The sequence below is a fragment of the Streptomyces sp. NBC_00443 genome, assembly GCF_036014175.1.
Lineage (GTDB): Bacteria > Actinomycetota > Actinomycetes > Streptomycetales > Streptomycetaceae > Streptomyces.
The window spans coordinates 8,717,285-8,740,878 of record NZ_CP107917.1; the positions used below are offsets into that span (position 1 = coordinate 8,717,285).

Genomic DNA, 23,594 nt, shown 5'->3' on the forward strand with positions numbered 1-23,594 from the left:
TGACATCACAGGGAGGCAGCAGACATGGAGCTGGACTTCGGGCCCGCCGTACGTGACTTCCGCGACGAGGTGCGGGACTGGCTGGCGGCTCACCTGGTGGGGGAGTTCGCCGAGCACAGAGGCGTGGGCGGTCCCACCGACGGCGCGGCCTGGGAGGTCCGCCTGGCCTGGGACCGCGAGTTGTCCGCCGGGAACTGGCTGGGTGTGGGCTGGCCGCGCGAGTTCGGCGGACGCGGGCTGGGGCTGGTGGAGGAGATCGCCTTCGAGTACGAGTACGCCCGCGCGAACGCGCCCTACCGGGCCACCGTCAACGCCCTGGACCTGCTCGGTCCGATGCTGCTCAAGATGGGCAGCGAGGAGCAGAAGAAGCGCTTCCTGCCGCCGATCCTCGCCATCGAGGAACTGTGGGGTCAGGGTTTCAGCGAACCGGGCGCCGGCTCCGACCTGGCGTCGGTCCGCACCAGGGCCGAACGCGAGGGCGACGAGTGGGTGGTCAACGGGCAGAAGGTGTGGACGTCCTTCGGTATCCACGCCGACTGGCTCTACGTCCTCACCCGCACCGACCCGGACTCGGTCCGGCACCAGGGCCTGACCCTGCTGCTCCTGCCCACCGACCAGCCGGGCGTGGAGATCCGCCCCATCCGCAACCTCGCCGGCCAGGACGAGTTCGCCGAGGTGTTCCTCTCCGACGCCCGGACCGGCGCGGACATGGTCGTCGGCGAGGCCGGCCAGGGCTGGCGTACCGCGATGGCCACGCTCGGCATCGAACGCGGCACCACGCTCCTGCCCCAGCAGCTGACCTTCGAGCGGGAGGCCGAGGCGCTGATCGACCTCGCCCGGGACCGGGGCGCCCTCGACGACCCGATGCTGCGCCGCCGGATCGTCGATGCCTGGATCTCCGTACGCATCATGCGCACCACCAACCTCCGCACCATCGCCGAACTGACCGCGGGCCGCGCCCCGGGAGCCCAGGCCACCACGGCCAAGCTGTACGCCTCGACGCGGCACCAGCAACTCGGCCATCTGGCCATGGAGTTGGCGGGCCCCGCCGGGCAGATCGTCGGCGAGGACTACGGCCTGGACATGCGGCAGCGCTCCTTCCTGCTCGCCCTCGCGGAGACGATCTACGGCGGATCGAGCGAGATCCAGCGCAACATCATCGGTGAGCAGGTGCTCGGTCTTCCGAAGGAGCCCCGGCCGTGAAGTCGCCGGAGGAGCGCCTCGACCGCATCGAGTCACAGCTGGCCGTCCAGCAGCTGCCCATCCGCTACGCGCTCGCCGTGGACGCACGCGATCTCGACGCCTGGGTCGGCTGCTTCACCCCGGAGGTGGACATGGGGCGCCACGGCAACGGCCGGGAGGCGCTGCGGGCCTACATCGAGCCCCTAGTCCGGGGCTTTTGCCGCTCGGTCCACCAGATCTGCGGCCACCGGGTCGAGTTCACCGGCCGGGACACCGCGACCGGTGCCGTCTACTGCCGTGCCGAGCACGAGGTGGGGGAGCGGTGGATCGTCATGGCGATCCGGTACCTCGACGACTACGCGCGCGTGGACGGGGAGTGGTACTTCTCCCGGCGCCGTGAGCAGCACTGGTACGCAGCGGATGTGACCGAGCGCCCCCAGCAGGTGGGATTCCAGGGCTGGGAGGGAGCCGGAGAACCGGCGCTGCCCGCGGCCTTTCCCTCCTGGTCGGCCTTCTGGAACGACGGGAAGGAAACGTGATGGCACGGTTGTCGGGGAAGGTGGCGCTGGTCACCGGCGGTGGACAGGGCGTGGGCCGGGGCATCGCCCTCGCACTCGCGGCGCAGGGCTCGGCGGTGGTGATCAGCGGCCGCACCGAGAGCAGGCTCAAGGACACCGCCGGCGAGATCACCGAACGCGGGGGAAAAGCCCACACCGTGGTCGGGGACGTCGGCGAACGGGTCGACGTGGACCACATGGTGGCCGAGACCGTACGCGAGTTCGGCCGGCTGGACGTGCTGGTCAACAACGCGCAGAGCTCGGTGCAGCGGCCGTTGGAGCAGACGTCGTACGACGATGTCGAACTCAGCTACCGCAGCGGCCCGTTGGCGACCCTCCACGCCATGCAGTCGGCCCTGCCTCACCTGAAGTCCAGCCGCGGCAGCATCGTCAACCTCGGTTCCTCGGCAGCCGTACAGGGAGAGGCGAACTTCGCGGCCTACGCCATGGCCAAGGAGGCCGTCCGAGGCCTCTCCCGGGTCGCCGCGCGGGAGTGGGGCGTATACGGGATCCGCGTGAACGTCATCTGCCCGGCCGCCCTGAGCCCCGCCGCGGAGGCGTACTTCACCGCCCATCCGGAAAAGGCCGAGCGGGTGCTCGCCGGTATTCCGCTGGGGAGGATGGGTGACCCCGAGGGGGACATCGGGCGGGCGGTGGCCGCGCTGGTGAGTGACGACATGGCTTATCTGACGGGGGCGACGTTGATGCTGGAGGGGGTCGGACGTTGATCGGGTGATGGGGGGCGGGGTCGAGGAGCGCTCCATTCGTCACCCACTACGGCCTCACACAACTCCCCGAGCCCGCAGCTCCGAGAGCCGATCCTCCGTCACCCCCACCAGCCCGGTCAGCACTTCGGCCGTGTGCTCGCCCAAGGCGGGCGGCGCACCGTACCCCCGACCGGCGTTCCCGTGAGCCGGATCGGATTGGCGAGCAACGGCAGCCGCCCGGACACCGCATCCTCGACCTCGACCAGCATGCCCCGATGCTGTACCTGCGGGTCGGCGAAGACCTCGCGCATCTCGTTGAACGGCCCCGCAGGGACGTCGCGTTCGTCGAGCACCGCCAGCCACGCGTCCCGGGTTCGGGTCCGCAGGATCGCGTCCAGGACGGGAAGGATCTCCTCACGGTGGGCGATCCGCGCGGAGGTCGTGGTGAAGCGTGGATCCTGGAGGAGATCCGTACGGTCGGCGGCCGCACAGAACGCGGCGAACTGCTTGTCGTTACCGGCGACGAGGAACAGCGGCTTGTCCGCACACATGAAGGCCTGCGAAGGGATCCCGCCGTAGCCGCCGTTGCCTCGCCGTCTCGGCACCTCACCCGAGATCAGGTAGTTCATCGCGAAGTGCGACAGCGAGGCCAGCCCGCAGTCCAGCAGGGACAGGTCGATGAACTGGCCCTCGCCGGTGGCGTCCCGGTGCCGCAGGGCGGCCAGCACGGCCGTCGCGGCGTACAGGCCGGTGAGGATGTCGACCATGCTGACGCCGACCTTCATCGGCTCCTCGGGGTGCCCGGAGGCGCTCATCATCCCGGACATGGCCTGGAAGATGCCGTCGTAGCCGGGGCGTTCGGCGTACGGCCCGGTCTGGCCGAAGCCCGTCACGGAGAGATAGACGAGCCTCGGGTTGAGGGCCCGCAGGCTCACGTGGTCGAGCCCGTACTTCGCCAGCGTCCCCGTCCGGAAGTTCTCCACCAGCACGTCCGACCGGGCGGCGAGGGCGCGGATCAGCTCCTGCCCCTCGGCGGTGGCGTGGTTGACGGTGACCGACCGCTTGTTGCGGTTGCAGGAGAGGTAGAAGGCGGCAGTGTCCGTCCCGGGGGCGAACGGCGGGCCGTACGTCCGTGAGTCGTCGCCCGTTCCGGGCCGCTCCACCTTGATGACGTCCGCGCCCAGGTCGGCCAGCAGTTGGGTGGCGAGGGGTGCCGCGAGGATGCGGGAGAGGTCGAGGACGCGGATTCCGGACAAGGCCGTGGACGGCATCGCGGGGGCCTCCCTTGCGAGCAGAATGAGTTAGATAAATAATACATACGGTGGTGTCGATGCGGCCCTTCTGATTGCCTCAACTATTCAAATCATGTAACTATATTGCCCCGGCAGGGACACAGCCGGGCCGAGACCGGAGGGCGTGCTGATGACCGTCGCGGCGAGGACCCTCACCGACCAGGAGCAGCGCGAACGCCGGTCGTGGTTCCGGGCCCGCTGGGAGCGCGGGGTCGCCTTCAACCGCCGCTGCCGCATCCGCGTGAGGCGCTGGGACCCGGAGGCGGTCGAGATCGTGCTCCCCTACGCCGAGTCCCTCTCCGCCCACGAGGACGTGTTCCACGGCGGTGTGATCTCGGCCCTCATCGACACCGCCGGCGCCGGAGCCGTGATCGCCGGGCACGACTTCACCAAAGGGAGCCGGCTCAGCACCGTGTCGATGTCCGTGCAGTACCTCGCGCCCGCCCGCGGCCGGGAGGCCGTGGCGTACGCGCGCTGTGTGCGGCGTGGCCGCAGGCTGCACTTCGCCGACGTCGACGTGATGGCCGACGGACGCATCTGTGCGAGGGGGCAGGTCGTGGTGTCCATCTCGGGGGAACGGCCGGGCGTCGGCGACCCCATCGAAGCCGCCGCTCCGATGGAACTCGCCACTCCTGTCGAACCGACGGCTCCCATGGAACCGGCGGCTCCCATCCGACCGCTGACCGAGCTGACCGAGGAGTGACCCGATGTCCGCAGACGCTGATGATCTTGTCCTGTACGAGGTCGACGAGGACGGCGTGGCAACGCTCACCCTCAACCGCCCCGAGCGCAAGAACGCCTGGAGCATCCCCATGGAGAACCGCTTCTTCGCGCTCCTGGACGAGGCGGCGCAGGACCCCGCCGTCCGCGTCGTGATCGTCACCGGCGCCGGCCGGGCCTTCTGCCCCGGGATGGACATGCAGCGCCTGGAGCAGAACTCCCAGCCGGGCCAGTCCCTGGGGCTGCACGCGCGCGTGCCCATGTACAGCAGGCGAAACCTGCCGAAACCGCTCATCGCCGCGATCAACGGCGCCTGCGCCGGCATCGGCCTGATCCAGGCGCTCATCTGCGACATCCGCTTCGCCGCCCGCGGCGCCCGCTTCACCACCGCCTTCACCCGGCGCGGCCTGGCCGGCGAGTACAACCTTCCGTACGTCCTGCCCCGTGTCGTCGGCCTGGAGAACGCCCTCGACCTGCTGCTGTCCGGCCGCGTCTTCGACGCCGACGAGGCGAAGGCTCTCGGCCTCGTCAGCCGCGTCGTCGAACCCGAAGACCTGCTCGACGCCGCCCGGGCCTACGCCCGGGACATCGCCCGCAACTGCTCCCCGCGCGCCATGGCCGTCGTACGGCACCAGGTCTACGGCGACCTGGACCGCACCTTCACCGACGCCCTCGCCCGCTCCTACTCCGCCATGGAGTTCTTCGCGGGCTCACCCGACTTCCGCGAGGGCGTGGCGAGCTTCACCGAGAAGCGGGATCCCAAGTTCGAGGGCCTGCCGCCGGACTTCGATCCGGACGAGGCCACCCGCGACGCCTTCCTGCCGTACTGACCCTGCCGTACTGACCTGCCGCACTGACCTGCCGTACTGACCTGCCGTTTCGACCGAGGGAGCTGACGAGGATGACAGGGTTGCCGTTCCCCGTCGAGGCCGGGCACATCATGATGTTCGCCCGCGCCATCGGCGACGAGAACCCGGCGTACCTGGGAGAGAGCCCCCTCGCCCCGCCCACCTTCACCATGGCGAGCGCCCACTACGACCCCGACTACCACCTGCGTCCCAAGCCGGACGAGGAGTGGTTCGGGTCGGGTGGCGGCCCCGGGGAGATGGCCGAGGGCGGCGGCGGGCTGCATGCCGAGCAGCACTTCGAGTACCACCGCCCGGTGCGCGCCGGCGAGACCCTCTACGCGCACACCGTCCCCGGACGCAGCTGGGAGAAGCAGGGCCGCAGCGGCCGTCTGCTCTTCAGCGAGCGCATCACCGAGTACCGGGACGCCGCAGGCGAACCGGTCGTCAGCGCAGTGACCGTGGCCGTCGTCCCCGAGGGCCCCGCGACCCCGAAGGACGCCCGATGACCGTGAGCACGGCCGACCTCAAGGCCGGCGAGAGCCGCGAGAGCGTCCTCGTAGGCGACCTGAAGCGCACCCGGATCGTGCAGTACGCCGGAGCCTGCGGCGACTTCAACCCACTGCACACCGACGAGAAGTTCGCCGTCGAGGCGGCCGGATACCCCGGCGTGTTCGCCCACGGCATGCTGACGATGGGCATGACCGGCCGGGTCCTCACCGACTGGGTCGGCCCCGAGGCGCTCCTGCGCTACGGCGTCCGCTTCAAGGCGCAGGTCTGGCCCGGCGACACCCTTACCGCCACGGCCACGGTCGACTCGATCGAGAAGACGCCGTCCGGCCCGGTCGCCCACTTCACCCTCGCCACCGTCAACCAGAACGGCGTCGAGGTGGTCAGCGGCACCGCGACGGCCCGTCTGGAGCCGTGACGGCGGTGGACACAAGGCGGGAGCCCCGACCGGCGGCCACCTGGACCGCCATGGTGAGCCGCGCCTACGACCACGCCCGCCCCGCCGCTCGCTTCGGCGACCTGACCTGGACCGGGCACGAACTCCTCGACCGGGCCGGCGGCGCGGCCGACTGGCTGGACACCCTCGGCCTGGAACCGGGCCGACCGGTGCCGGCCCTGGTCGCCACCTCCGCCGACGCCCTCGCCCTGGTGATCGGCGGCGCGGGCTCCGGTCACCCACTCGCACCCCTCGGCGTCCGCATGACCGCGCACGAGATCGCCACGGTGGTCAAGGCGACGCGCTCCCAAGTCCTGCTGGTCCAACCGGAGTTCGTCGAACTCGGCACGCAGATCGCCGAACTCACGGGTCGACGGGTCGCGATCGTGCCGGAACTGCCTGACATTCCACGGGAGTTGACTGCCCGCTCCGACGACCTCGCCGCCGTCCTCCACACATCCGGCACGACCGGCCTGCCCAAACCCGTCCCCATGACCCAGCGACGCCTGGCCGCCCGCGCCCGCGTCAACGGACGGTTGTGCGCGCTCGCCCCCGACAGCTTCTACGGCGGCAGCGCCCCCTTCCACCACATCGCCGGCCTCGGCAACATCGCCGTCGCCCTCGCCGCGGGTGCCCTGATCACCGGACTGCCCCGCTTCACCGTCGAGGGCTGGACGCTGCTGCGGCACCTCGGCACCACCCACACCAGCATGGTCCCGGCGATGCTGGAAACCCTGCTGGCGGCCGACGAGGCGCGGCACGCGACTTTGCGGACCCTCCAGTACGGTGGCGCGCCCATCCGCCCCGGCACACTGCGACGGACCTACGAGGCCATGCCCGGCGTTCGCATGCTCAACATGTTCGGGCAGACGGAGGGCTCGCCGATCAGCGTGCTCACCCCCGAGGACCACCGGGAGGCGGTCGCCGGACGCACCGAACTGCTGCGCTCCGTCGGGCGCCCCGCCCCCGGAGTCGAGCTCCGTGTCGTCGGCGCCGGGCCGGACGGCATCGGCGAGATCAACGCCCGTGCCGACCATCTCTTCCGCGTCGACGCCGACGGCTGGCTGCACAGCGGCGACCTGGGCCGAGTGGCGGAGGACGGCTATCTCTATCTCCTCGGCCGTCGGACCGACATGATCATCCGGGGTGGTGAGAACGTCCATCCGCTGGAGGTCGAGACGGTCCTGACCACGCATCCAGGCGTGGCGGACGTGGCGGTGACGGGCGTACCCGACGAGCGGCTGGGCCAGACCGTCGTCGCCTTCGTCGTGCCGGCCGACCCGGACTCCCCGCCGGAACCGGCGGTCCTCAGAAGCCATCTCCGCGCCCGGCTGTCCGGGTTCAAGGTCCCCGTCCGCTGGTGGTTCGTGGACGCCCTGCCGCGCAACGCGAACGGCAAGGTCGTACGCCGTCACCTGAGGGAGCCGTCCCCAGGAGGAACAAGTGCCTGACCACGTCGACTCGCACCCGCTCGACCCCCGCCGACTCGACACCCTCCTGAGCCGGATCCGCCGGGAGGTCGAGCAGGGCCCCTTGCCGTCCGCGCAGGTCGCCGTGGCGCGCAACGGCCGGCTGGTGGCCTTCGAGACCTACGGCGACGCCCACCCCGGCACCCGGTACGTCCTGCAGTCCGTCGGACGGTCGGTCGTCGCGGGCGTGGTGTGGAAGCTGATCGGCGACGGGCTCCTGGACGTGGACGAGCAAGTCGCCGCGATCATCCCGGAGTTCGCGCCGAACGGGAAGGAGACGGTCACGGTCGAGCAGGTGCTCACGCACACTGCCGGTTTCCCCTTCGCGCCGCTCGGCCACCCGAAGATGCTGCACCGCGAGCAGCGGCTGGCCGCCTTCGGGCGCTGGCGCCTCGACTACCCGCCGGGCAGCCGCTTCCAGTTCCATCTCACTTCGGCGGCCTGGCTGATCGCCGAGATCGTCGAACGGCGTACGGGCCTGGCCTTCGCCGACTACGTGCGCGAGCAGATCGTACGGCCGCTGGGCCTCACTTCGATCGAGCTCGGCGTGCCGGTGGACGAACAACCCGGCTCCGTCGCGCCGATGCTCGCCACCGACCGCACCAGCGACGAACAGGAACCCGACCCCTGGGGACCGTGGTACCTGTCCGACCCGAAGGTCCTGGCGGCCGGCGAGCCCAGCCACGCCCTGGTCGCCACCGCCGCCGATGTCGCCCTCTATTTCCAGGCGCTGGAGCACTCCGGCCTGTGGAAGCCGGAAGCGGTCGAGGAGGGCACCAGGATCCGCCTGACCGAGCAGCCCTACGGCGAGCGGATCTACGGGGGCGGAGGCAACCGGCGTACGAGCATGGGCCTGTTCGTGACCGTGGCCGGCCCCGACGCCGGGAGCAACCTGCCGTCGACGGGCTCGCCCGCGCTGTTCGGCAGTGCCGGGGCGGCCTACCAACTGGGCTTCATGGACCCGGAGTCCGGCCTTTCCTTCGCCTGTCTGAGCAACGGGTACCCGCTCGCCGGATACGACCACTCCCCGCGGGGCACCGCGTTCCTCACCGACATGGCGAACCTGGCGGCGGGCCTGGCCGGTTAGACCAGGCCCGCCGCCAGGCGGGGCTCATCGTGCGCTCAGCGGCTGATCAGCTGCTGGGCGTTGTTGTACATGATGTCGTCCTGCGCGGACTCGTCCAGCTCCGCGATGAGCTTGCGGAAGTCGGCAGGCTCGGCAAGGCCCTCCGCGTGGGGGAAGTCGGAGCCCATGACGATGGACTCGTGGTAGCCGAGGCGCTTGACCACGCCCACGATGTCGTCCTCGGGGTAGGGCACCACCCGCACGTGCTTGCGGAAGATCTGGCTGGGCCGCTCGTCCAACTGCCCGCCCACCCAGGGGCCGTTGCGGCCCATGCCCCGGCTCTTGTCCATGTGCCGCACGAAGTGCGGTACCCACTCGGAGCCGAACTCGGACACCAGGACGTTGATGTCGGGGAAGCGTCCGAAGAGGTTGTCGAAGATCAGCGCGGACAGGGTCTCCTCGACGGGGCGCTGGCCGTAGGTGTTCTGCCACTGCCACGCCGACATCCGGAAGTGGATGGGGTGGGGGTCGAAGCCCCAGGCGGGCGCCACCTGCGAGTTGTAGTAGAACTCGCTGATGTGGTAGCAGACGCTGGCCTTGGCCTCGTTGACCAGCTTCCAGAACGGGTCGAAGTACGGGTCGCCCGGCGAGCGGCCGTACACCGGCCCGGTGGGCAGCAGGATGAAGCGGGCGCCCTGCTCCAGGACGTGCTCCAGCTCCTTGACCGCGTGGTCCAGGTCGCGCAGGGACAACAGGGCCGGGGCGTAGATGCGTCCCTGGTGGTTGAAGCCCCACACCTCGTTCATGTACCGGTTGAACGAGTGGTAGTTGGCGTAGAGCGGCTCGACGCCCTTCACGTACTCCTCGGCGACCAGCGCCCAGCCACCCGGGTACATGATCGACTGGTCGAGGCCCTGCTCGTCCATGACCCGCAGCCGGGACTCGCGGTTCTGGTACGACTCGTGCATCGGCTCGAACTGGTACGTCTCCTCGGGATTGCCCGAGGCCATCGCCTTGAGCATCTCCTTCAGCGAGCCGGGGCGGTACACCTGCCCGAACTCCGGCTCCAGGCATACGACGATCCGGTCCCCGGCGAGGATCACCTCGCGCCCGTCCGGCAGCGTCACCGGTGCGACCGCCGCACCGAGGAATTCCTTCGGGAGGTAGCGGGTGAAGGAGTCCCGCTCCTCGTACATGTGCTGGTCGCAGTCGAAGATGCGCTTGCGCTGTTCGGCCATGGCCGTCGCCTCCGGACCCCAGGAGCTATTCAGTACGCCTTCTATAATTATCTAACCATTTCTCTGAGGCAAGGGGTTCGTGGCGACAGGCTTCGCGGTGGGTCCTCCCGGGGTCGGCCGATGGTGCCCCGGGGGCTGGTCGATGAGGTCCCCGGGGTCAGTCGAGGAGCTCCAGCACCGTCTTGGGTCCAGCGGCGTTCACGACGTCGTCGGCGCTGGAGATGTGCCGCTGCCACAGCTTCTCGGCCTCGTCCGCCTTGCCGGACTCGATCAGTCCGACCAGCCGGACGTGTGCGCGGTGTCCCTTGAGGGCCTGGGTCTTCTGGGCCTCGGCATCGGTGGCGGCCGCGGTGTACGAGGCGTTGGCGCGGTCGATGATGTTGCGCAGCATCCCGCACAGCAGGATCAGGGTCTGGTTGCCGGTGAGCTCGACCAGGAGGGCGTGGAAGGCGTCCTGCGCGTCGACCAGGGCGAGCGGGTCGTCCAGGACGGACTTCTCGGCCGCCACCGCGTCGCGCAGCCGCTTGATGTCGGCCGCGGTGTGCTTGGTGGCGAGCTGGCGGGCGCAGGGCGGCTCGATGACCGCCGCCGCGCGGTAGATGTCGCCCAGGGTGGCGCCGCGGTACTCCAGGATCAGGCCGGCGAAGCGGGCGGCGACATCCGCGTCGGGTGCGCTCACCCGGGCGCCGCCGTGGGCACCGCGGCGCACCGTGATCAGGGACTCCGACTCCAGGACGCGGAACGCCTCGCGCAGGGTCGGCCGCGAGATGCCGAACTGCTCCATCAGCCCCGACTCCGGCGGCAGCGCGTCACCCGGCTTCAGCTCGCCCCGCACGACCTGGCGGCGCAGGTGCGCGGCGACCAGTTCGGCGGTCTTCGGCACCCGCACCTGGCGTCCGACGCGGTTCCGGGAGGGGGCGGGCACGGTCGCCGTTTCGCTTGTGCGGGCTGCCTCGGCCACGGTGGGCTCCTCATATAGCAAAATGAATCGTCTTAGTGCATCGAGGATACCAGGTCAAGGGATCCGTGATCTTCCGTTTCGCGATCCGGTCTGGCGTCCTGGTCGCCCTTGGGTATATAGATGATTCATCTAGCTATAAGGCAATCCAGTGTCCGGCCCCTGGCGCCCGTGGGAGTGACCTCGATGACCGAGAATCCGGCCCCGGTGATCCTCACCGAACTCACCGACGACGGGGTCATGCTCCTCACCCTCAACCGGCCCGAGCGGCACAACGCCTGGACGCTGGAGATGGAGCTGCTCTACAACGAGCTGTTCGACCGGGCGGAGGCGGATCCACGGGTCCGGACGGTGGTTCTCACCGGCGCCGGGCGCAGCTTCTGCCCGGGGATGGACATGAGCGTGCTGGACGGGGCGTCGTCCGGCGCCCGTCCGTGGCCCACCGGTCAGCTGCCCCCGCGCACCCGCCCCATGACCTTCCCGAAGCCGGTCGTGGCGGCCGTCAACGGCGCCTGCGCGGGCATCGGCTTCAACCAGGCCCTGATGTGCGACGTCCGCTTCGCCGTGCCGCACGCCAAGTTCGCCGCCGCGTTCAGCGCGCGCGGGCTGGTGGCCGAGGACGGAGTGTCCTGGATCCTGCCCCGGCTGGTCGGCTACGGCAACGCCACCGATCTGCTGCTGTCCTCGCGCCGTGTCACCGGGGCGGAGGCCTTGGCGATGGGCCTGGTCAACCGCCTCGCCGAGCCCGACGAACTCCTCCCGGCGGCCCTCGCCTACGCCACCGAGCTGGCCCGCTCGGCCAGCCCGTACGCCATGTCACTCATCAAGCACCAGTTGGCCGACGACCAAGCGAGGACCTTCACCGAGAGCAGCGCCGGCGCGGCCGCGCTCCTGGCCGTGGCCAAGCAGGCCCCGGACTACCGGGAGGGCGTTCTGAGTTTCCTCGAGCGCCGGCAGCCGGAGTTCGACGGCCTGGGGGAGAGGGCACCGGAAACGGCCGCGGGCACGGTGCCGGGGCCGGCGTCATGACGCCTTCCGAAGTCCCGTTGCACCGCCGCACGATCACCGTCACCGCGTATGAGGCGGCGGCCGGTGAGATCTCCGTCGAGGCGGACTTGTGCGACGAGCGCCCCTGGGAGGAGCCGCCGGGCGGGGCTGTGCACCGGATGGTGCTGACGGTGCGGATCCGCCTCGCCGACATGGTGATCACGGCCGCCGACGCCGAGATGCGGACCTTTCCGCACGCCGAGTGCCCTCTGATCAACCCGGTCTTCGACGGGCTCGTCGGGCTCGGCGTGGCCGCCGGGTACAACCGGGCGATCCAGGAGCGCTTCCGGGGCGTTGCGGGCTGCTCCCACCTCCACGAGCTGACCCGGGTACTCGGCCCGGCGGTGGTGCAGGCGGCCATGTCGGCCAACGCGCGGCGCCGTGCCGCGGGCGAGCCCTCCAACGGCCCGCGCGCCACGGCCGGAGTGCTGAACAGCTGCCACATCTGGGCGCCGGACGGCGTGGGCCTGCGCAAACTCGACCTGGGCTGGCGCCCCGGGACCGGACCGCGCCCGGTCCCGGAGCTGAGGACCTTCGAGCGGCCTACGGGGTCGTGAGGCGCGGCTCTCGCGGCAGCCCCAGCACCTTCTCCGCGAGGATGTTCCGCTGCACCTGTGAGGTGCCCGCGTAGATCGTGCCCGAGCGGGCGATCAGATACGTCGTCGACCAGGACGCCGAGGAGTTCGCGGCGCCGGGATCGTCCGTCCGGTAGGTGCGCAGCGGTGGCCGGCCGGCCGGTACCTGGGCGTGCATGCCCATGATGTCCATCGCCAGATCGGTGACCTCGGTGTGGTACTCGCTCCAGTACAGCTTGGCGATCGAGGACTCGGGGCCCGGCTGGGCGCCTTTCAGCCAGCCGGTGAGAATCCGGTAGCCGAGGCAGCGCATGATCTCGACCTTGGACCAGCACCAGGCGATCCGCTGCCGGATGACCGGGTCCTGGTCCTTGCCGTACTGGCGCGCCAGCTCCACCAGCCGCTCCACCTCCGCCCGGAACAGGATCGGGTTGGTCGCCGCCTCCTCCCCGCGTTCGACGCCCAGCAGGCTCTGGGCGACGGTCCAGCCGTTGTCGACGCCGCCGACGACGAGGTCGGCGCGGGTGCGGGCGCCGTCGAAGAAGACCTCGTTGAAGTGCAGTTGCCCGCTCATCATGCGGAACGGCCTTACCTCGACGCCGGGCTGGTCGAGCGGGACCAGGAGGAAGGAGATGCCGCGGTGCTTCGACGCGTCCCGGTTCGTGCGGGCCAGGACGAAGATCCAGTCGCTGTGATGGGCTCCGGACGTCCACACCTTCTGGCCGTCGAGCACCCACTCGTCACCGTCCAGTACGGCTCGTGTGGTCAGTGAGGCGAGGTCCGAACCCGCATCCGGCTCCGAGTACCCCTGGCACCAGGTGTCCTCGCCGCTGAGGATGCGGGGGAGGAAGCGGCTCTTCTGCTCCTGCGTGCCCCACCGCAGCAGCGTGTGCGCCAGCATCTTCACGCCGAAGGTGTCCTGCGGCAGCCCGAACGGCACGCCGGCCAGGGCGAGTTCCTCCATGAGGACGACCTGGTGCAGCTTGGACAGACCGCGGCCGCCGTACGGCTCGGGCCAGGTGAGGGACAGATAACCGCGCTCGACGAGTCGTCGGCGCCAGTCCCGGGCGAAGGCCCATGCCGCGTCCTCGTCCAGGGCGCCGATGCCCTTCCAGTCCGGCGGCAGGCTCTCGGCGAGGAAGGCCCCGACCTCGGCGCGGAACGTCTCGGTCTCCGGGGGATAGCTGATATCCACCTGTGCTCGCTCCTCCTCCGGCCAGGCACCCGAGGTGTCCGGACCGCCCGCACCGCTCGTCCGGCCGCACGTCTCGCGACCGATCGCTGTATTGATTGTTTCAGCATAATAGGTTATCTATTTAACTGGAATAGCGTCGAGTCGGGACGGGCTGACATGGGACTGCTGGACGGCCGGAACGCGGTGATCACCGGCGGCGCACAGGGCATCGGCTACGAGATCGCCGGCGTCCTCGGCGACGCGGGCGCACGGATCGTCCTCGGCGACATCAACGAGGAGGCCGCGGCAGAGGCCGCCGCACGCCTCGCCGAGAACGGCGTCGCCGCCACCGCGCTGCGCTGCGACGTCACCGACGAGCACGAGGTCGCCGCCCTCGTCGCCCACTGCTCCGAGACGTTCGGCCCGGTCGGCGTCATGGTCAACAACGCCGGTATCACCCGGGACGCGACCCTGCGCAAGATGCCCGCCGCCGACTTCCGTGCCGTCGTCGACGTCCACCTCACCGGCGCCTGGAACGGAACGCGGTACGCCGCCGAGTCGATGCGGGCGCACGGCCAGGGCGGCAGCATCGTCAACATCTCCTCCATCGCCGGCAAGGTCGGCAACTTCGGCCAGACGAACTACAGCGCAGCCAAGGCCGGCCTCGTCGGCCTCACCAAGGCCTCCGCCAAAGAGCTCGCCAAGGCGGGCATCCGCGTCAACGCCGTACAGCCCGGCCTGATCCGCACCACCATGACCGAGGCCATGCCCCCGGCCGCCTGGGACGCGAAGCTCGCCGAGATCCCGCTGGGCCGCGCGGGCGAACCCGCCGAGGTCGCCCAGGTCGTGCTCTTCCTGGCCTGCGACATGGCGAGCTACATCACCGGAGCCGTGGTCGAGGTGACCGGTGGCCGGTACATGTGAGCTCCCTGCACACCCTGCACCCGCTGACGAAAGGCACGACGGATGCGCGACGCGGTGATCTGCGAACCGATACGGACCCCGGTCGGCGGCTACGGCGGAGTCTTCCGTGACGTCACCGCGGCTCAGCTCGCGGCGACCGTCGTACGAGCCGTCCTGGACCGCACCGGCGTCCCGCCGACCGCCGTCGACGACGTGCTCCTCGGCCAGTGCTACCCCAACGGCGAGGCCCCGGCCATCGGCCGCGTCGCCGCCCTGGATGCCAGACTGCCCGTCGAGGTGCCCGGACTCCAGATCGACCGCCGCTGCGGCTCCGGGCTCCAGGCGATCATCACCGCGGCGATGCAGGTGCAGACCGGCGCGAGCGACCTTGTCCTCGCCGGTGGCGTCGAGTCGATGAGCCAGGCCGAGTTCTACACCACCGACGTCCGCTGGGGCGTGCGCGGCGCGGGCACCACGCTGCACGACCGGCTGGCACGCGGCCGGGTCACCTCCGGCGGCGTCAACCACCCGGTCACCGGGGGCATGCTGGAGACCGCCGAGAACCTGCGACGCACGTACGGCATCCCACGCGAGGAGCAGGACCGACTCGCCCTGCGCTCCCACGAGAGGGCCGTGGCCGCACAGCGGGAAGGCCGGTTCGCCGACGAGATCGTTCCCGTCACCGTACGGACGCGGAAGGGCGAGACGGTCGTCGGCACGGACGAACACCCGCGCCCCGACTCCTCGTCGGAGAAACTCGCCCAGCTGCGCCCGGTGCTGGGCCGCCAGGACCCTCAGGCCACCGTCACCGCCGGGAACGCCAGCGGCCAGAACGACGGCGCCGCCCTGTGCATCGTCACCCACCCCGAACGCGCCGCCGAACTCGGACTGCGCCCCTGGGCCGCCTGGTCTCCTGGGCCGTGGTCGGGGTACCGCCCGAGACGATGGGCATCGGGCCCGTACCCGCCACGGCCAGGGCCCTGGAGAGGGCCGGGCTGAAGCTCGCCGACATGGACCTGATCGAGCTGAACGAGGCCTTCGCCGCCCAGGTGCTGGCCTGCACCCGCGAATGGGCCCTGACGGAGGCCGACTTCGAGCGGTTCAACGTCAACGGTTCCGGCATCTCGCTCGGCCACCCCGTCGGCGCGACCGGCGGCCGCATCCTCGCCACCCTGCTGCGCGAACTGGATCGCCGCCAGGCCCGCTACGGCCTGGAGACCATGTGCCTCGGCGGCGGCCAGGGCCTGGCAGCCATCTTCGAACGAACCGGCAACGACGCTCTTGGAGGCCGCTGATGCCAGGACTGATCGCGTACGGCGCCCACGTGCCGTATCACCGCCTCGCGCGGGCCGATGTCGCCGCGACGCTCGGAACTCCGGCGGGCAAGGGGACGAGGGCGGTCGCGGGATACGACGAGGACACCACGTCCATGGCCGTCGAGGCGGCCCGGACGGCCCTGGCCCGCGACTGCCTGCGCCCCCGCGTCGGACAGCTCTTCCTCGCCACCGCCGCACCCGCCTACCTCGACAAGACCAACGCGACCGCCGTCCACGCCGCGCTCCGCCTCGACGAGCACGTACTCGCCCTCGACATGGCCGGCTCCGTACGCTCCGGACTCGGCGCTCTGGTCACAGCCGCCCGCTCCGCGGTGCCGACCCTGGCCGTCCTGTCGGACCTGCGCACCGGGCTGCCCGGCGGCACCGACGAGATCGCGGGCGGCGACGGCGCGGCGGCGTTCGTCTTCGGCGGCCACCGCAACGGAGCCCCCGTCCTCGCGGAACTGCTCGCCCACGACACCGTCAGCGACGAGATCCTCGAACGCTGGCGCCTGCCCGGCGCCTCCGCCTCCCGCGTCTGGGAGGAGCGTTTCGCCGAGGAGATCTACGTATCCCTCGCGGACAAGGCGCTCAGCGCCGCCCTCGACCAGGCGGGGCTCAAGCGCGAGGCCATCGACCACCTCGTCGTCTCCGGCCTGCACACGCGCGCATGCGCGGCGGTACGTAGGGCGGCGGGCACCCGACCGGAGGCGGTCACCCCCGACCTCACCGCGGCCATCGGAAACGCCGGCACCGCACAGCCGGGCCTGCTGCTCGCCGACGTCCTCGACCGCGCCGCACCCGGCGAGACCATCGCGCTCGTCGTACTCGGCGACGGCGCCGGAGCCCTCCTGCTGCGCACCACCGACGCGCTCCCCGCCCACCGCAGCGCCCGCCCGGTCGCCGCGCAGATCGCCGCGGGCAGTGCACCGATGCCGTACGCCACGTACCTCTCCTGGCGCGGCATGCTCGACCGCGAACCACCCCGGCGACCGGACCCCGAGCCGCCCTACGCGCCGCCCGCCCATCGCCGCACCGCCTGGAAGTACGGCTTCGTCGCCTCCCGCTGCGAGAAGTGCGGCACCCGGCATCTGCCGCCGGACCGGGTGTGCACGTCCTGCCGGAGCGTGGACGCCATGGCTGACGAACCGATGGAGCACGTACTCGGTACGGTCGCCACGTTCACCGTCGACCGGCTGGCCCTCACGCCGAGCCCGCCGATGCTCGTCGTGGTCGTCGACTACGACGGCGGCGGCCGGTTCCGCTGCCAGCTGACCGACGCGACCGAGGCCGACGCCGCCATCGGGGCCCGGATCGAGATGACGTTCCGGCGGACCGTCACGGCCGCCGGCGTCCACAACTACTTCTGGAAGGCCCGGCCCGTGCGCGCGGGCGGCGAGACCGAGGAGACACACGGATGAGCTCGCACGGAATCCGGGACCGGGTGGCGATCGTCGGCATGGGCTGCACGCCCTTCGGCGAACACTGGACCCGCTCGGCCGACGATCTGCTCGTGGACGCCGTGGGCGACGCGGTCACCTCGGCCGGCATCACGATCGACGACATCGACGCGTTCTGGTTCGGCACCCAGGCCTCCGGCGTGTCCGGACTGGCCCTGAGCCGGACGCTCCACCTCCCCAACAAGCCGGTCACCCGCGTCGAGAACATGTGCGCGACCGGCTCCGAGGCCCTGCGCAACGCCTGCTACGCCGTCGCGTCCGGGGCATACGACGTGGCCATGGCGGTCGGCGTGGAGAAGCTCAAGGACTCCGGCATGTCCGGGCTGTCCGGCACCGCCATTCCGGGCGCCGGCGACGACAGCCGCGGCGAGATCACCGCACCGGCCAACTTCTCCCTCCTCGCCCCCGCCTACGCCGCCAAGTACGGGCTCTCCGACGAGGAGATGAAGGACGTCATCACCCGCATCGCCTGGAAGAACCACGTCAACGGAGCCCGCAACCCCCGCGCCCAGTTCCGCAAGGAGGTGCCGCTGGAGCGCATCCGGTCGGCGCCGGTCATCGCGGGCATGCTCGGCGTGTTCGACTGCTCCGGAGTCTCCGACGGCTCGGCCGCCGCGATCGTCGTACGCGCCGAGGACGCCTACCAGTACACCGACAGGCCGATCTTCGTGAAGGCGCTGTCGTTCGTCGCCGGCCCGGCGGACGGGCTCCTCGACCCGGAGTACGACTTCACCACCTTCCCCGAGGTCGTCGCCTCCGCCGAGGAGGCCTACCGCCAGGCGGGCATCACCGACCCACGTGCCGAACTCGCGCTGGCCGAGGTCCACGACTGCTTCACGCCCACGGAGCTGGTGCTGATGGAGGACCTCGGCTTCTCCGGACGCGGGCAGGCCTGGAAGGACGTCGCCGGCGGATCGTTCGATCTGGACGGCTCGCTGCCGGTCAATCCGGACGGCGGACTGAAGGCCTTCGGCCACCCCATCGGGGCCTCGGGCCTTCGCATGATGTTCGAGGCCTGGCTGCAGCTGAGGGGTGAGGCACCGCCCGAGCGGACGGTGTCCACACTGGCCGAAGGGCGCTCCCTCGCCCTCACCCACAACCTCGGCGGCGGGCCGGGCGAGTGCGTCTCCTTCGTGTCCGTCGTCGGCAGTGAACTCGCCCACTAGGAGAGGGGGTTCAGCCATGGGACGACTCGACGACAAGATCGCCGTCGTCACCGGAGCCGCCTCCGGCATCGGCGCTGCCACGGCCCGCCGCTTGGCCGCGGAGGGAGCGCACACGGTCGTCGCCGACCTGAACGCGGACGGCGCCAGAGCGGTGACGGAGGAGATCCGCGCCGCCCACGGCTCCGCCACGGCCGTCACCGTCGACCTGGGCGACATCGACAGCGTGCGGGCCATGGTGGCCGCGGCCGTCGAGACGTACGGCGGACTCGACGTCCTGCACAACAACGCGGCGGCCACCCATCTGGCCGCCCGTCAGGACCTCGCCGTCTTGGACGCCGACCCGGCGGTCTGGGACGACACGATGCGGATCAACCTGCGCGGGACGATGGTCGCCATCCAGGCCGCCGTCCCGCACATGATCGCCCGTGGCGGCGGCTCGGTCATCAACACCTCGTCCGGCTCCGGCCTCGCGGGCGACCTGCGCAACCCGGCGTACGGCGCCTCCAAGGCCGCCCTGATCAACCTCACCCAGTACGTCGCCACCCAGTACGGCAAACAGGGCATCCGCTGCAACGCCATCGCCCCGGGCTTCATCGTCACGCCGGCCAGCTCCGGCTCCGCCCACGGAGCGATCCGCGAGGCGATGCTGCGTCACCACCTCACCCCGCGTCTGGGCCGGCCGGAGGACGTCGCCTCGGCGGTGGTCTTCCTCGCCTCCGAGGAGTCCGCCTTCATCACCGGACACACCCTGCGCGTGGACGGCGGGTTGCTGTCCCATCAGCCCTACGTCGCGGATCTGCGGGACGCCTGAGACAAGGACGGCCGGGAGGCGCTTCCTCAACGGGAAGCGCCTCCCGGCCGTTTCCGAGACCTCCGAGCCCGTTCAGGCCAGTGCCTCGGGCTCCAGGTCGCCCAGATAGGCCGCCCGCACCGCCGGATCGCGGCGCACCTCCTGCGGTGTGCCGGCGCAGATCCGGTGCCCGAAGTCCAGCACGACGACCTGGTCGCAGACGCTCATGACCATGTCGACGTCATGCTCGACCAGCAGCACCCCCATGCCCCAGTCCTCGGCGAGCCGTCGCACCAGCTGGGCCAACTCCCGTGTCTCGTCGTCCGACAGGCCCGCCGCCGGTTCGTCGAGGAGCAGCACGGACGGCGAGGCCGTCACCGCACGGGCGATGGCCAGCAGCCGCCGCTCTCCGTACGACAGGTCGCCCACCGGCCGGTCCAGACTGTCCTGGAGTCCGAACTCCCGTACGGCGACGAGCACATGGGGCGGCAGCGGACGACTGCCGGGACGGACGAGATCCGTGAGCCAGGCCCACCGTCCCGGCCGGTCGCAGGCCGCGTACAGGTTGTCCAGGACCGTCATGTCCTCGAACAGCTCCAGCGACTGGAAGGAGCGGCTCAGCCCGGCCGCGGCCCGCTGGTGCACCGACAGGCGCGTCACCTCCCGGTCGCCGAGCCGCACAGCGCCCGACGCGGCCCGGGTGAAGCCGGTGACGGCGTCGATGGCGGAGGTCTTGCCGGCACCGTTGGGACCGATGAGCCCCACGACCCGGCCCGGCTCGACGTCCAGCGAGAGCCCGTCGACGGCGACGACACCGCCGTAGCGGACGGTCAGGTCCCGCACGTGCAGGGGAGTGGTGAGGCGCGGGGCACGTCCGGCGTGGCGGCTTCCGCCGTACGTACGACCGCCAGGTGATCGCGCTTCGACGACAGCCTGCGCCGGACCCCCGCCGCCTGCCTCCCGACCTCCTTCCCGATCCCGTCCTGGTTCCCCACCAGCGTCAGCACCAGGATGACCCCGCCGATCAGCGGCATCCACTCGCTCAGCCCGGGCAGCACCAGGTCCCCGAACCGCGCCCCCACCGTGCCCGCGGCGAACGTCGCGCCGAACAGGGGGCCGACGAGGAAGCCGGCCCCGCCGATGACCGCCAGCCCAAGTGCGGTGATGGAGTCGAAGGAGGCGAAGTCGGTGAAGACCACCGAGGTCGAGCGGAACCCGGTGAGCACGCCGGCGAGCGCGGCGATGGCCGCGGACAGGCCGAAGGCGTAGAGCTTGGCCGCTCGGACGTCGATGCCGAGGGCGGCGGCGGCCCGCTCGTTCGCGCGTACGGCGATGAGCCGGCGGCCGGTCCGGCTGCGCCGTACGTTGGCGACCACGAGAGCGGCGGCGACGAACAGCACGAGCACCAAGGCGGCGTACCGCTGCGGGTGGTCGACCCCCGAGATGCTGATCCCGAAGAGTGTCCGATGCCCCACGGCGATGCCGTCGCTGCCCGGGGTCGTCGACAGAGCGGTGTTCTGGAAGACCATCGCCTCCAGGGTGGTGCCGAGTCCTAGCGTGATGATCGCGAGGTTGACGCCACGGGTGCGGACCGCCGGGAGGGCGAAGAGCAGGCCGATCGGCACTGTGCCCAACACGCCCGCCAGCAGGGCGAGTTCGAAGGGCCATCCCCAGTCCGCCGCAGCGTGCCCGGCGATGAAGGCGCCCGTCCCGGCGAGGGCGTAGGCCGCGAGGGAGACCTGTCCCGCGTAACCGGTGACGACGACGATGGACAGGATGATCAGCGACAGCACCAGGGTGTTGGTGATCGCGTCGGCCCACAGGGGTGTCGATACGCTCACCAGCCCCAGCCCGACCACGACGGCCACGGCCAGCGGTACGGGGCGCACCTTACCGGTGCCGAGGGCGGGCAGCCGGTCGAGGAACGTCCCGCGCAACGGCAGCGCCCGGCCGCGTGCGACCAGCACCAGGGCGATGAAGAGGAAGGGCACCGACGAGGCGAGGCCGGTGACGTCGGAGCCGAAGCGGGTCAGCTCCGACTGCACGATCCCGATGGCCAGACCGCCCGCGAGGGTGACGGGGAACGATGAGAACCTGCCGACCAGGGCGGCGGCCAGCGCGCTCAGCAAAAGCGTGGTCAAGCCGGTCACCGACAGGCCGATGACCGGCACGATCAGGATGCCGGTGAGCCCCGCGAGGGCCGAGCCCAGCGCCCAGTTGCCGGTGGCGATGACGTCCGGGGACCAGCCCAGCGAGGCGGCGGCGCCCTCGTTCTCGGCGACCGCGGTCGTGCCCAGGCCGAACAGGGTGCGCTTGTAGAGGAGGTGCAGGACCACGGTCACGGCGACCGCGATGCCGAGCAGCAAGACACGGTCCTCGGAGACCGTCGCCCCGGCGATCGACAGCAGCCGGGTGGGCAGCTTGCTCGGCACCAGCTGCAGGCTGTCGCCATAGCGCTTGACGGCGACCGCGGTGAGCACGATGAACACCGCCAGTGTGCCGACCAGCCTGGCCAGTGTGGACGCCCGGCGCAGCGGCCGCAGCACCAGCAGATGGGTCAGCACGCCCAACAACGCTGAGGCGAGGACCCCGCACGCGGCGGCGGGCCAGTACGGCACGCCGTGCCGGGCGGAGAGCTCCCACTGCACGTACGCCCCCGCCATCCCGATCGCGCCGTGCGCGAGGTTGAGGACACCGGAGCCGCGATAGACCAGCACGATGCCGTGCGCGGTGAGCGCGTAGAGCGCACCGAGCCCCAGACCGAGCAGTGCGAAACGCAGGACGTCGTCCATCGGGGGACCTCCCGGAGGCGAGGACGGAGGGGGTGCGAGAGCGTGCGAGACAGCACATTCATTTAAATAATTATGCCGAGAGTACTTCACTAACCCCAAAACGCACCCCATGCTGTTCGCCATCTCGACGTCGAGCTCCCGGAGGAACCATGTACGACCCACGCCGCCGCAGAAGTGCCGCAGCGAGCTGCCTCGCGGTGACCGGAGTCCTGCTTGCCGCCGGTTGCGGGGGAGAGGCGTCCGGAAGCTCGGCCGAGAGCACCTCGCTCAAGGGCGCACCGGTCAAGGTGATGGTCTGGAACCCAGAGGACACCCAGGGCAGCGCCCAGCCCGGAGTACGGGAGAGCGCCCAGGTCTACGAAAAGTGGATCAACGCCAACGGCGGCATCAAGGGCGGCCCGCTGAAGGTCCTCACCTGCAACGAGAAGAACGACCCCGACGAGGCCGAGAAGTGCGCCCAGCAGGCGGTCGCCGAAAAGGTCGTCGCGGTGGTGGGGTCGTACAGCCTCGCGGGTGACCGCTACATGCCCATCCTGCAGAAGGCCGGCATCCCCTACATCGGCGGGACCGGCGTCTCGGCGGCGGAGTTCTCCAACCCGCTGTCGTTCCCGGTCAACGGCGGCACCCCCGCGGTGTTCGCGGCACACGGGCAGCAGCTCGTGGAGGAGGGCTGCAAGAAGATCTCCGGCGTACGGTACGACGTCGCCGCGGCCGAGACCGTCGCGCGGTTCCTCGCCCTCGGCGTGACCGCCGCCGGCGGCGCCGCACCCAAGGACCTCAAGGTCCCGGTCACCGCCACCGACCTCGCCCCGCAGGTCGCCACCGCGACCAAGGGCAGCGACTGCGTCAGCGTCATCCTGGGCACGCACTCCGACCTGTTCGTCAAGGCGTACGTGCAGTCCGGCGCCAGGACGAAGGTCGGCAGCGTCGTCGGCAACCTCACCCCGGAACTGGCCGAGACCACCGGTGGCAGCGGCAGCCCGCTGGAGGGCGCCACCATCACCGGCTACTACCCGCCGACCTCCGACTCTGTCTGGAAGGACTTCGTCGAGGCGGCCGACGGCACGGGCATCGACACCAGCAACGGTGCGAACGAGACGACGTGGGTGGCCTTCTCGGTCTTCACCGAGGCCGCCAAGAAGCTGCCGACGATCTCGTCCAAGGCCCTGGTGGAGGAACTGAACACCACCTCGGGCATCGACACCGGCGGCCTGACCCCGCCCCTGACCTGGAAGGGCTCGGCCGCCCTGCCGATCGAGGGCCTGAACCGCATCCACAACACCACCGCCACCGAACTCACCATCCGTGACGGGAAGATCGAGTGGGCCAAGGAGGGCTCGACCTTCGTCGACGTCCGCAAGGTGCTCACCGCGACGCCGGCCGGCTGACCG

At 70.9% G+C, this 23,594-nt stretch carries 24 protein-coding genes; 18 read left to right on the plus strand and 6 right to left on the minus strand.

Going from position 1 to position 23,594, the window contains the following annotated elements; translation table 11 throughout:
* Positions 1 to 24 precede the first annotated feature (24 nt).
* Genes OHO27_RS39775 through OHO27_RS39785 form a run of 3 tightly spaced genes read left to right on the plus strand, consistent with a single transcriptional unit; the run spans position 25 to position 2,467 of the window.
* A complete protein-coding gene (locus OHO27_RS39775) occupies positions 25 to 1,203 on the plus strand; it encodes an acyl-CoA dehydrogenase family protein (protein WP_328429779.1) in 1,179 nt (392 codons plus the stop codon).
* Complete coding sequence (locus OHO27_RS39780; protein WP_328429780.1) at positions 1,200 to 1,721, plus strand: nuclear transport factor 2 family protein; 522 nt, start codon at positions 1,200 to 1,202, stop codon at positions 1,719 to 1,721. Before OHO27_RS39775 ends, OHO27_RS39780 begins: the two co-directional genes overlap by 4 nt.
* Complete coding sequence (locus OHO27_RS39785; RefSeq protein ID WP_328429781.1) at positions 1,721 to 2,467, plus strand: SDR family NAD(P)-dependent oxidoreductase; 747 nt, start codon at positions 1,721 to 1,723, stop codon at positions 2,465 to 2,467. Before OHO27_RS39780 ends, OHO27_RS39785 begins: the two co-directional genes overlap by 1 nt.
* Before the next feature lie 116 nt (positions 2,468 to 2,583).
* Here OHO27_RS39785 and OHO27_RS39790 read toward each other — a convergent pair whose 3' ends face one another.
* Positions 2,584 to 3,717: a CaiB/BaiF CoA transferase family protein gene (locus tag OHO27_RS39790; protein WP_328429782.1), complete on the minus strand. Its 1,134-nt coding sequence runs from the start codon at positions 3,715 to 3,717 to the stop codon at positions 2,584 to 2,586.
* A 151-nt stretch (positions 3,718 to 3,868) separates the two neighbouring features.
* Here OHO27_RS39790 and OHO27_RS39795 point away from each other — a divergent pair, with 151 nt between their 5' ends.
* From OHO27_RS39795 to OHO27_RS39820, 6 genes are all read left to right on the plus strand, one after another.
* Positions 3,869 to 4,441: a PaaI family thioesterase gene (locus OHO27_RS39795; protein WP_328429783.1), complete on the plus strand. Its 573-nt coding sequence runs from the start codon at positions 3,869 to 3,871 to the stop codon at positions 4,439 to 4,441.
* Between the two features lie 4 nt (positions 4,442 to 4,445).
* Positions 4,446 to 5,288 carry an enoyl-CoA hydratase-related protein gene (locus OHO27_RS39800; protein ID WP_328429784.1) on the plus strand — a complete coding sequence of 281 codons (843 nt, stop codon included), beginning with the start codon at positions 4,446 to 4,448 and terminating at the stop codon, positions 5,286 to 5,288.
* Between the two features lie 71 nt (positions 5,289 to 5,359).
* Entirely contained in the window at positions 5,360 to 5,812 is a 453-nt protein-coding gene (locus OHO27_RS39805; RefSeq protein WP_328429785.1) for an FAS1-like dehydratase domain-containing protein, read from the plus strand.
* Positions 5,809 to 6,231, plus strand: coding sequence for a MaoC/PaaZ C-terminal domain-containing protein (locus tag OHO27_RS39810; RefSeq protein ID WP_328429786.1), 423 nt, complete (start codon positions 5,809 to 5,811; stop codon positions 6,229 to 6,231). Before OHO27_RS39805 ends, OHO27_RS39810 begins: the two co-directional genes overlap by 4 nt.
* Entirely contained in the window at positions 6,228 to 7,700 is a 1,473-nt protein-coding gene (locus OHO27_RS39815; protein ID WP_328429787.1) for a class I adenylate-forming enzyme family protein, read from the plus strand. The genes OHO27_RS39810 and OHO27_RS39815 overlap by 4 nt, the downstream gene beginning before the upstream one ends.
* Entirely contained in the window at positions 7,693 to 8,805 is a 1,113-nt protein-coding gene (locus OHO27_RS39820) for a serine hydrolase domain-containing protein (protein ID WP_328429788.1), read from the plus strand. The genes OHO27_RS39815 and OHO27_RS39820 overlap by 8 nt, the downstream gene beginning before the upstream one ends.
* A gap of 35 nt (positions 8,806 to 8,840) precedes the next feature.
* On the opposite strand, the gene OHO27_RS39825 is transcribed toward OHO27_RS39820, so the two are convergent.
* The gene (locus OHO27_RS39825) at positions 8,841 to 10,022 is read right to left on the minus strand and encodes an amidohydrolase family protein (RefSeq protein WP_328429789.1); all 1,182 of its coding nucleotides are present in this window, start codon (positions 10,020 to 10,022) and stop codon (positions 8,841 to 8,843) included.
* Positions 10,023 to 10,179: 157 nt separating this feature from the next.
* Positions 10,180 to 10,983, minus strand: a complete 804-nt coding sequence (locus tag OHO27_RS39830) for a FadR/GntR family transcriptional regulator (protein ID WP_328429790.1) — start codon at positions 10,981 to 10,983, stop codon at positions 10,180 to 10,182.
* Between the two features lie 183 nt (positions 10,984 to 11,166).
* Between OHO27_RS39830 and OHO27_RS39835 the strand changes: the two genes are divergently transcribed.
* Positions 11,167 to 12,009 (plus strand): enoyl-CoA hydratase-related protein, encoded by an 843-nt coding sequence (locus tag OHO27_RS39835; RefSeq protein WP_328429791.1) that lies wholly within the window; start codon positions 11,167 to 11,169, stop codon positions 12,007 to 12,009.
* Positions 12,006 to 12,584, plus strand: a complete 579-nt coding sequence (locus tag OHO27_RS39840) for a DUF2889 domain-containing protein (RefSeq protein WP_328429792.1) — start codon at positions 12,006 to 12,008, stop codon at positions 12,582 to 12,584. Before OHO27_RS39835 ends, OHO27_RS39840 begins: the two co-directional genes overlap by 4 nt.
* Here the strand turns inward: OHO27_RS39840 and OHO27_RS39845 are convergent.
* The gene (locus OHO27_RS39845; protein WP_328429793.1) at positions 12,571 to 13,797 is read right to left on the minus strand and encodes an acyl-CoA dehydrogenase family protein; all 1,227 of its coding nucleotides are present in this window, start codon (positions 13,795 to 13,797) and stop codon (positions 12,571 to 12,573) included. The two genes, OHO27_RS39840 and OHO27_RS39845, sit on opposite strands and share 14 nt — an antisense overlap.
* Positions 13,798 to 13,953: 156 nt before the next feature.
* Between OHO27_RS39845 and fabG the strand changes: the two genes are divergently transcribed.
* From fabG to OHO27_RS39875, 6 genes are read left to right on the plus strand one after another with little or no spacing between them, the layout of a single operon-like run.
* Positions 13,954 to 14,700, plus strand: a complete 747-nt coding sequence (gene fabG, locus OHO27_RS39850; protein WP_328429794.1) for a 3-oxoacyl-ACP reductase FabG — start codon at positions 13,954 to 13,956, stop codon at positions 14,698 to 14,700.
* 42 nt (positions 14,701 to 14,742) lie between these two features.
* Entirely contained in the window at positions 14,743 to 15,678 is a 936-nt protein-coding gene (locus tag OHO27_RS39855; RefSeq protein WP_328429795.1) for an acetyl-CoA C-acyltransferase, read from the plus strand.
* Positions 15,624 to 15,974: a hypothetical protein gene (locus tag OHO27_RS39860; RefSeq protein WP_328429796.1), complete on the plus strand. Its 351-nt coding sequence runs from the start codon at positions 15,624 to 15,626 to the stop codon at positions 15,972 to 15,974. Before OHO27_RS39855 ends, OHO27_RS39860 begins: the two co-directional genes overlap by 55 nt.
* Positions 15,974 to 17,416 (plus strand): OB-fold domain-containing protein, encoded by a 1,443-nt coding sequence (locus OHO27_RS39865; RefSeq protein ID WP_328429797.1) that lies wholly within the window; start codon positions 15,974 to 15,976, stop codon positions 17,414 to 17,416. Before OHO27_RS39860 ends, OHO27_RS39865 begins: the two co-directional genes overlap by 1 nt.
* Positions 17,413 to 18,621 carry an acetyl-CoA acetyltransferase gene (locus OHO27_RS39870; RefSeq protein ID WP_328429798.1) on the plus strand — a complete coding sequence of 403 codons (1,209 nt, stop codon included), beginning with the start codon at positions 17,413 to 17,415 and terminating at the stop codon, positions 18,619 to 18,621. Before OHO27_RS39865 ends, OHO27_RS39870 begins: the two co-directional genes overlap by 4 nt.
* A gap of 16 nt (positions 18,622 to 18,637) precedes the next feature.
* Positions 18,638 to 19,432: an SDR family NAD(P)-dependent oxidoreductase gene (locus OHO27_RS39875; protein ID WP_328429799.1), complete on the plus strand. Its 795-nt coding sequence runs from the start codon at positions 18,638 to 18,640 to the stop codon at positions 19,430 to 19,432.
* Between the two features lie 72 nt (positions 19,433 to 19,504).
* Here the strand turns inward: OHO27_RS39875 and OHO27_RS39880 are convergent, their stop codons facing one another.
* On the minus strand, positions 19,505 to 20,254 hold the full coding sequence (locus OHO27_RS39880; protein ID WP_328429800.1) for an ABC transporter ATP-binding protein: 750 nt from the start codon (positions 20,252 to 20,254) through the stop codon (positions 19,505 to 19,507).
* A complete protein-coding gene (locus OHO27_RS39885; protein ID WP_328429801.1) occupies positions 20,242 to 22,203 on the minus strand; it encodes an ABC transporter permease in 1,962 nt (653 codons plus the stop codon). Before OHO27_RS39885 ends, OHO27_RS39880 begins: the two co-directional genes overlap by 13 nt.
* Positions 22,204 to 22,352: 149 nt before the next feature.
* Here OHO27_RS39885 and OHO27_RS39890 point away from each other — a divergent pair, with 149 nt between their 5' ends.
* Positions 22,353 to 23,591, plus strand: a complete 1,239-nt coding sequence (locus OHO27_RS39890) for an ABC transporter substrate-binding protein (protein ID WP_328429802.1) — start codon at positions 22,353 to 22,355, stop codon at positions 23,589 to 23,591.
* Positions 23,592 to 23,594 lie beyond the last annotated feature (3 nt).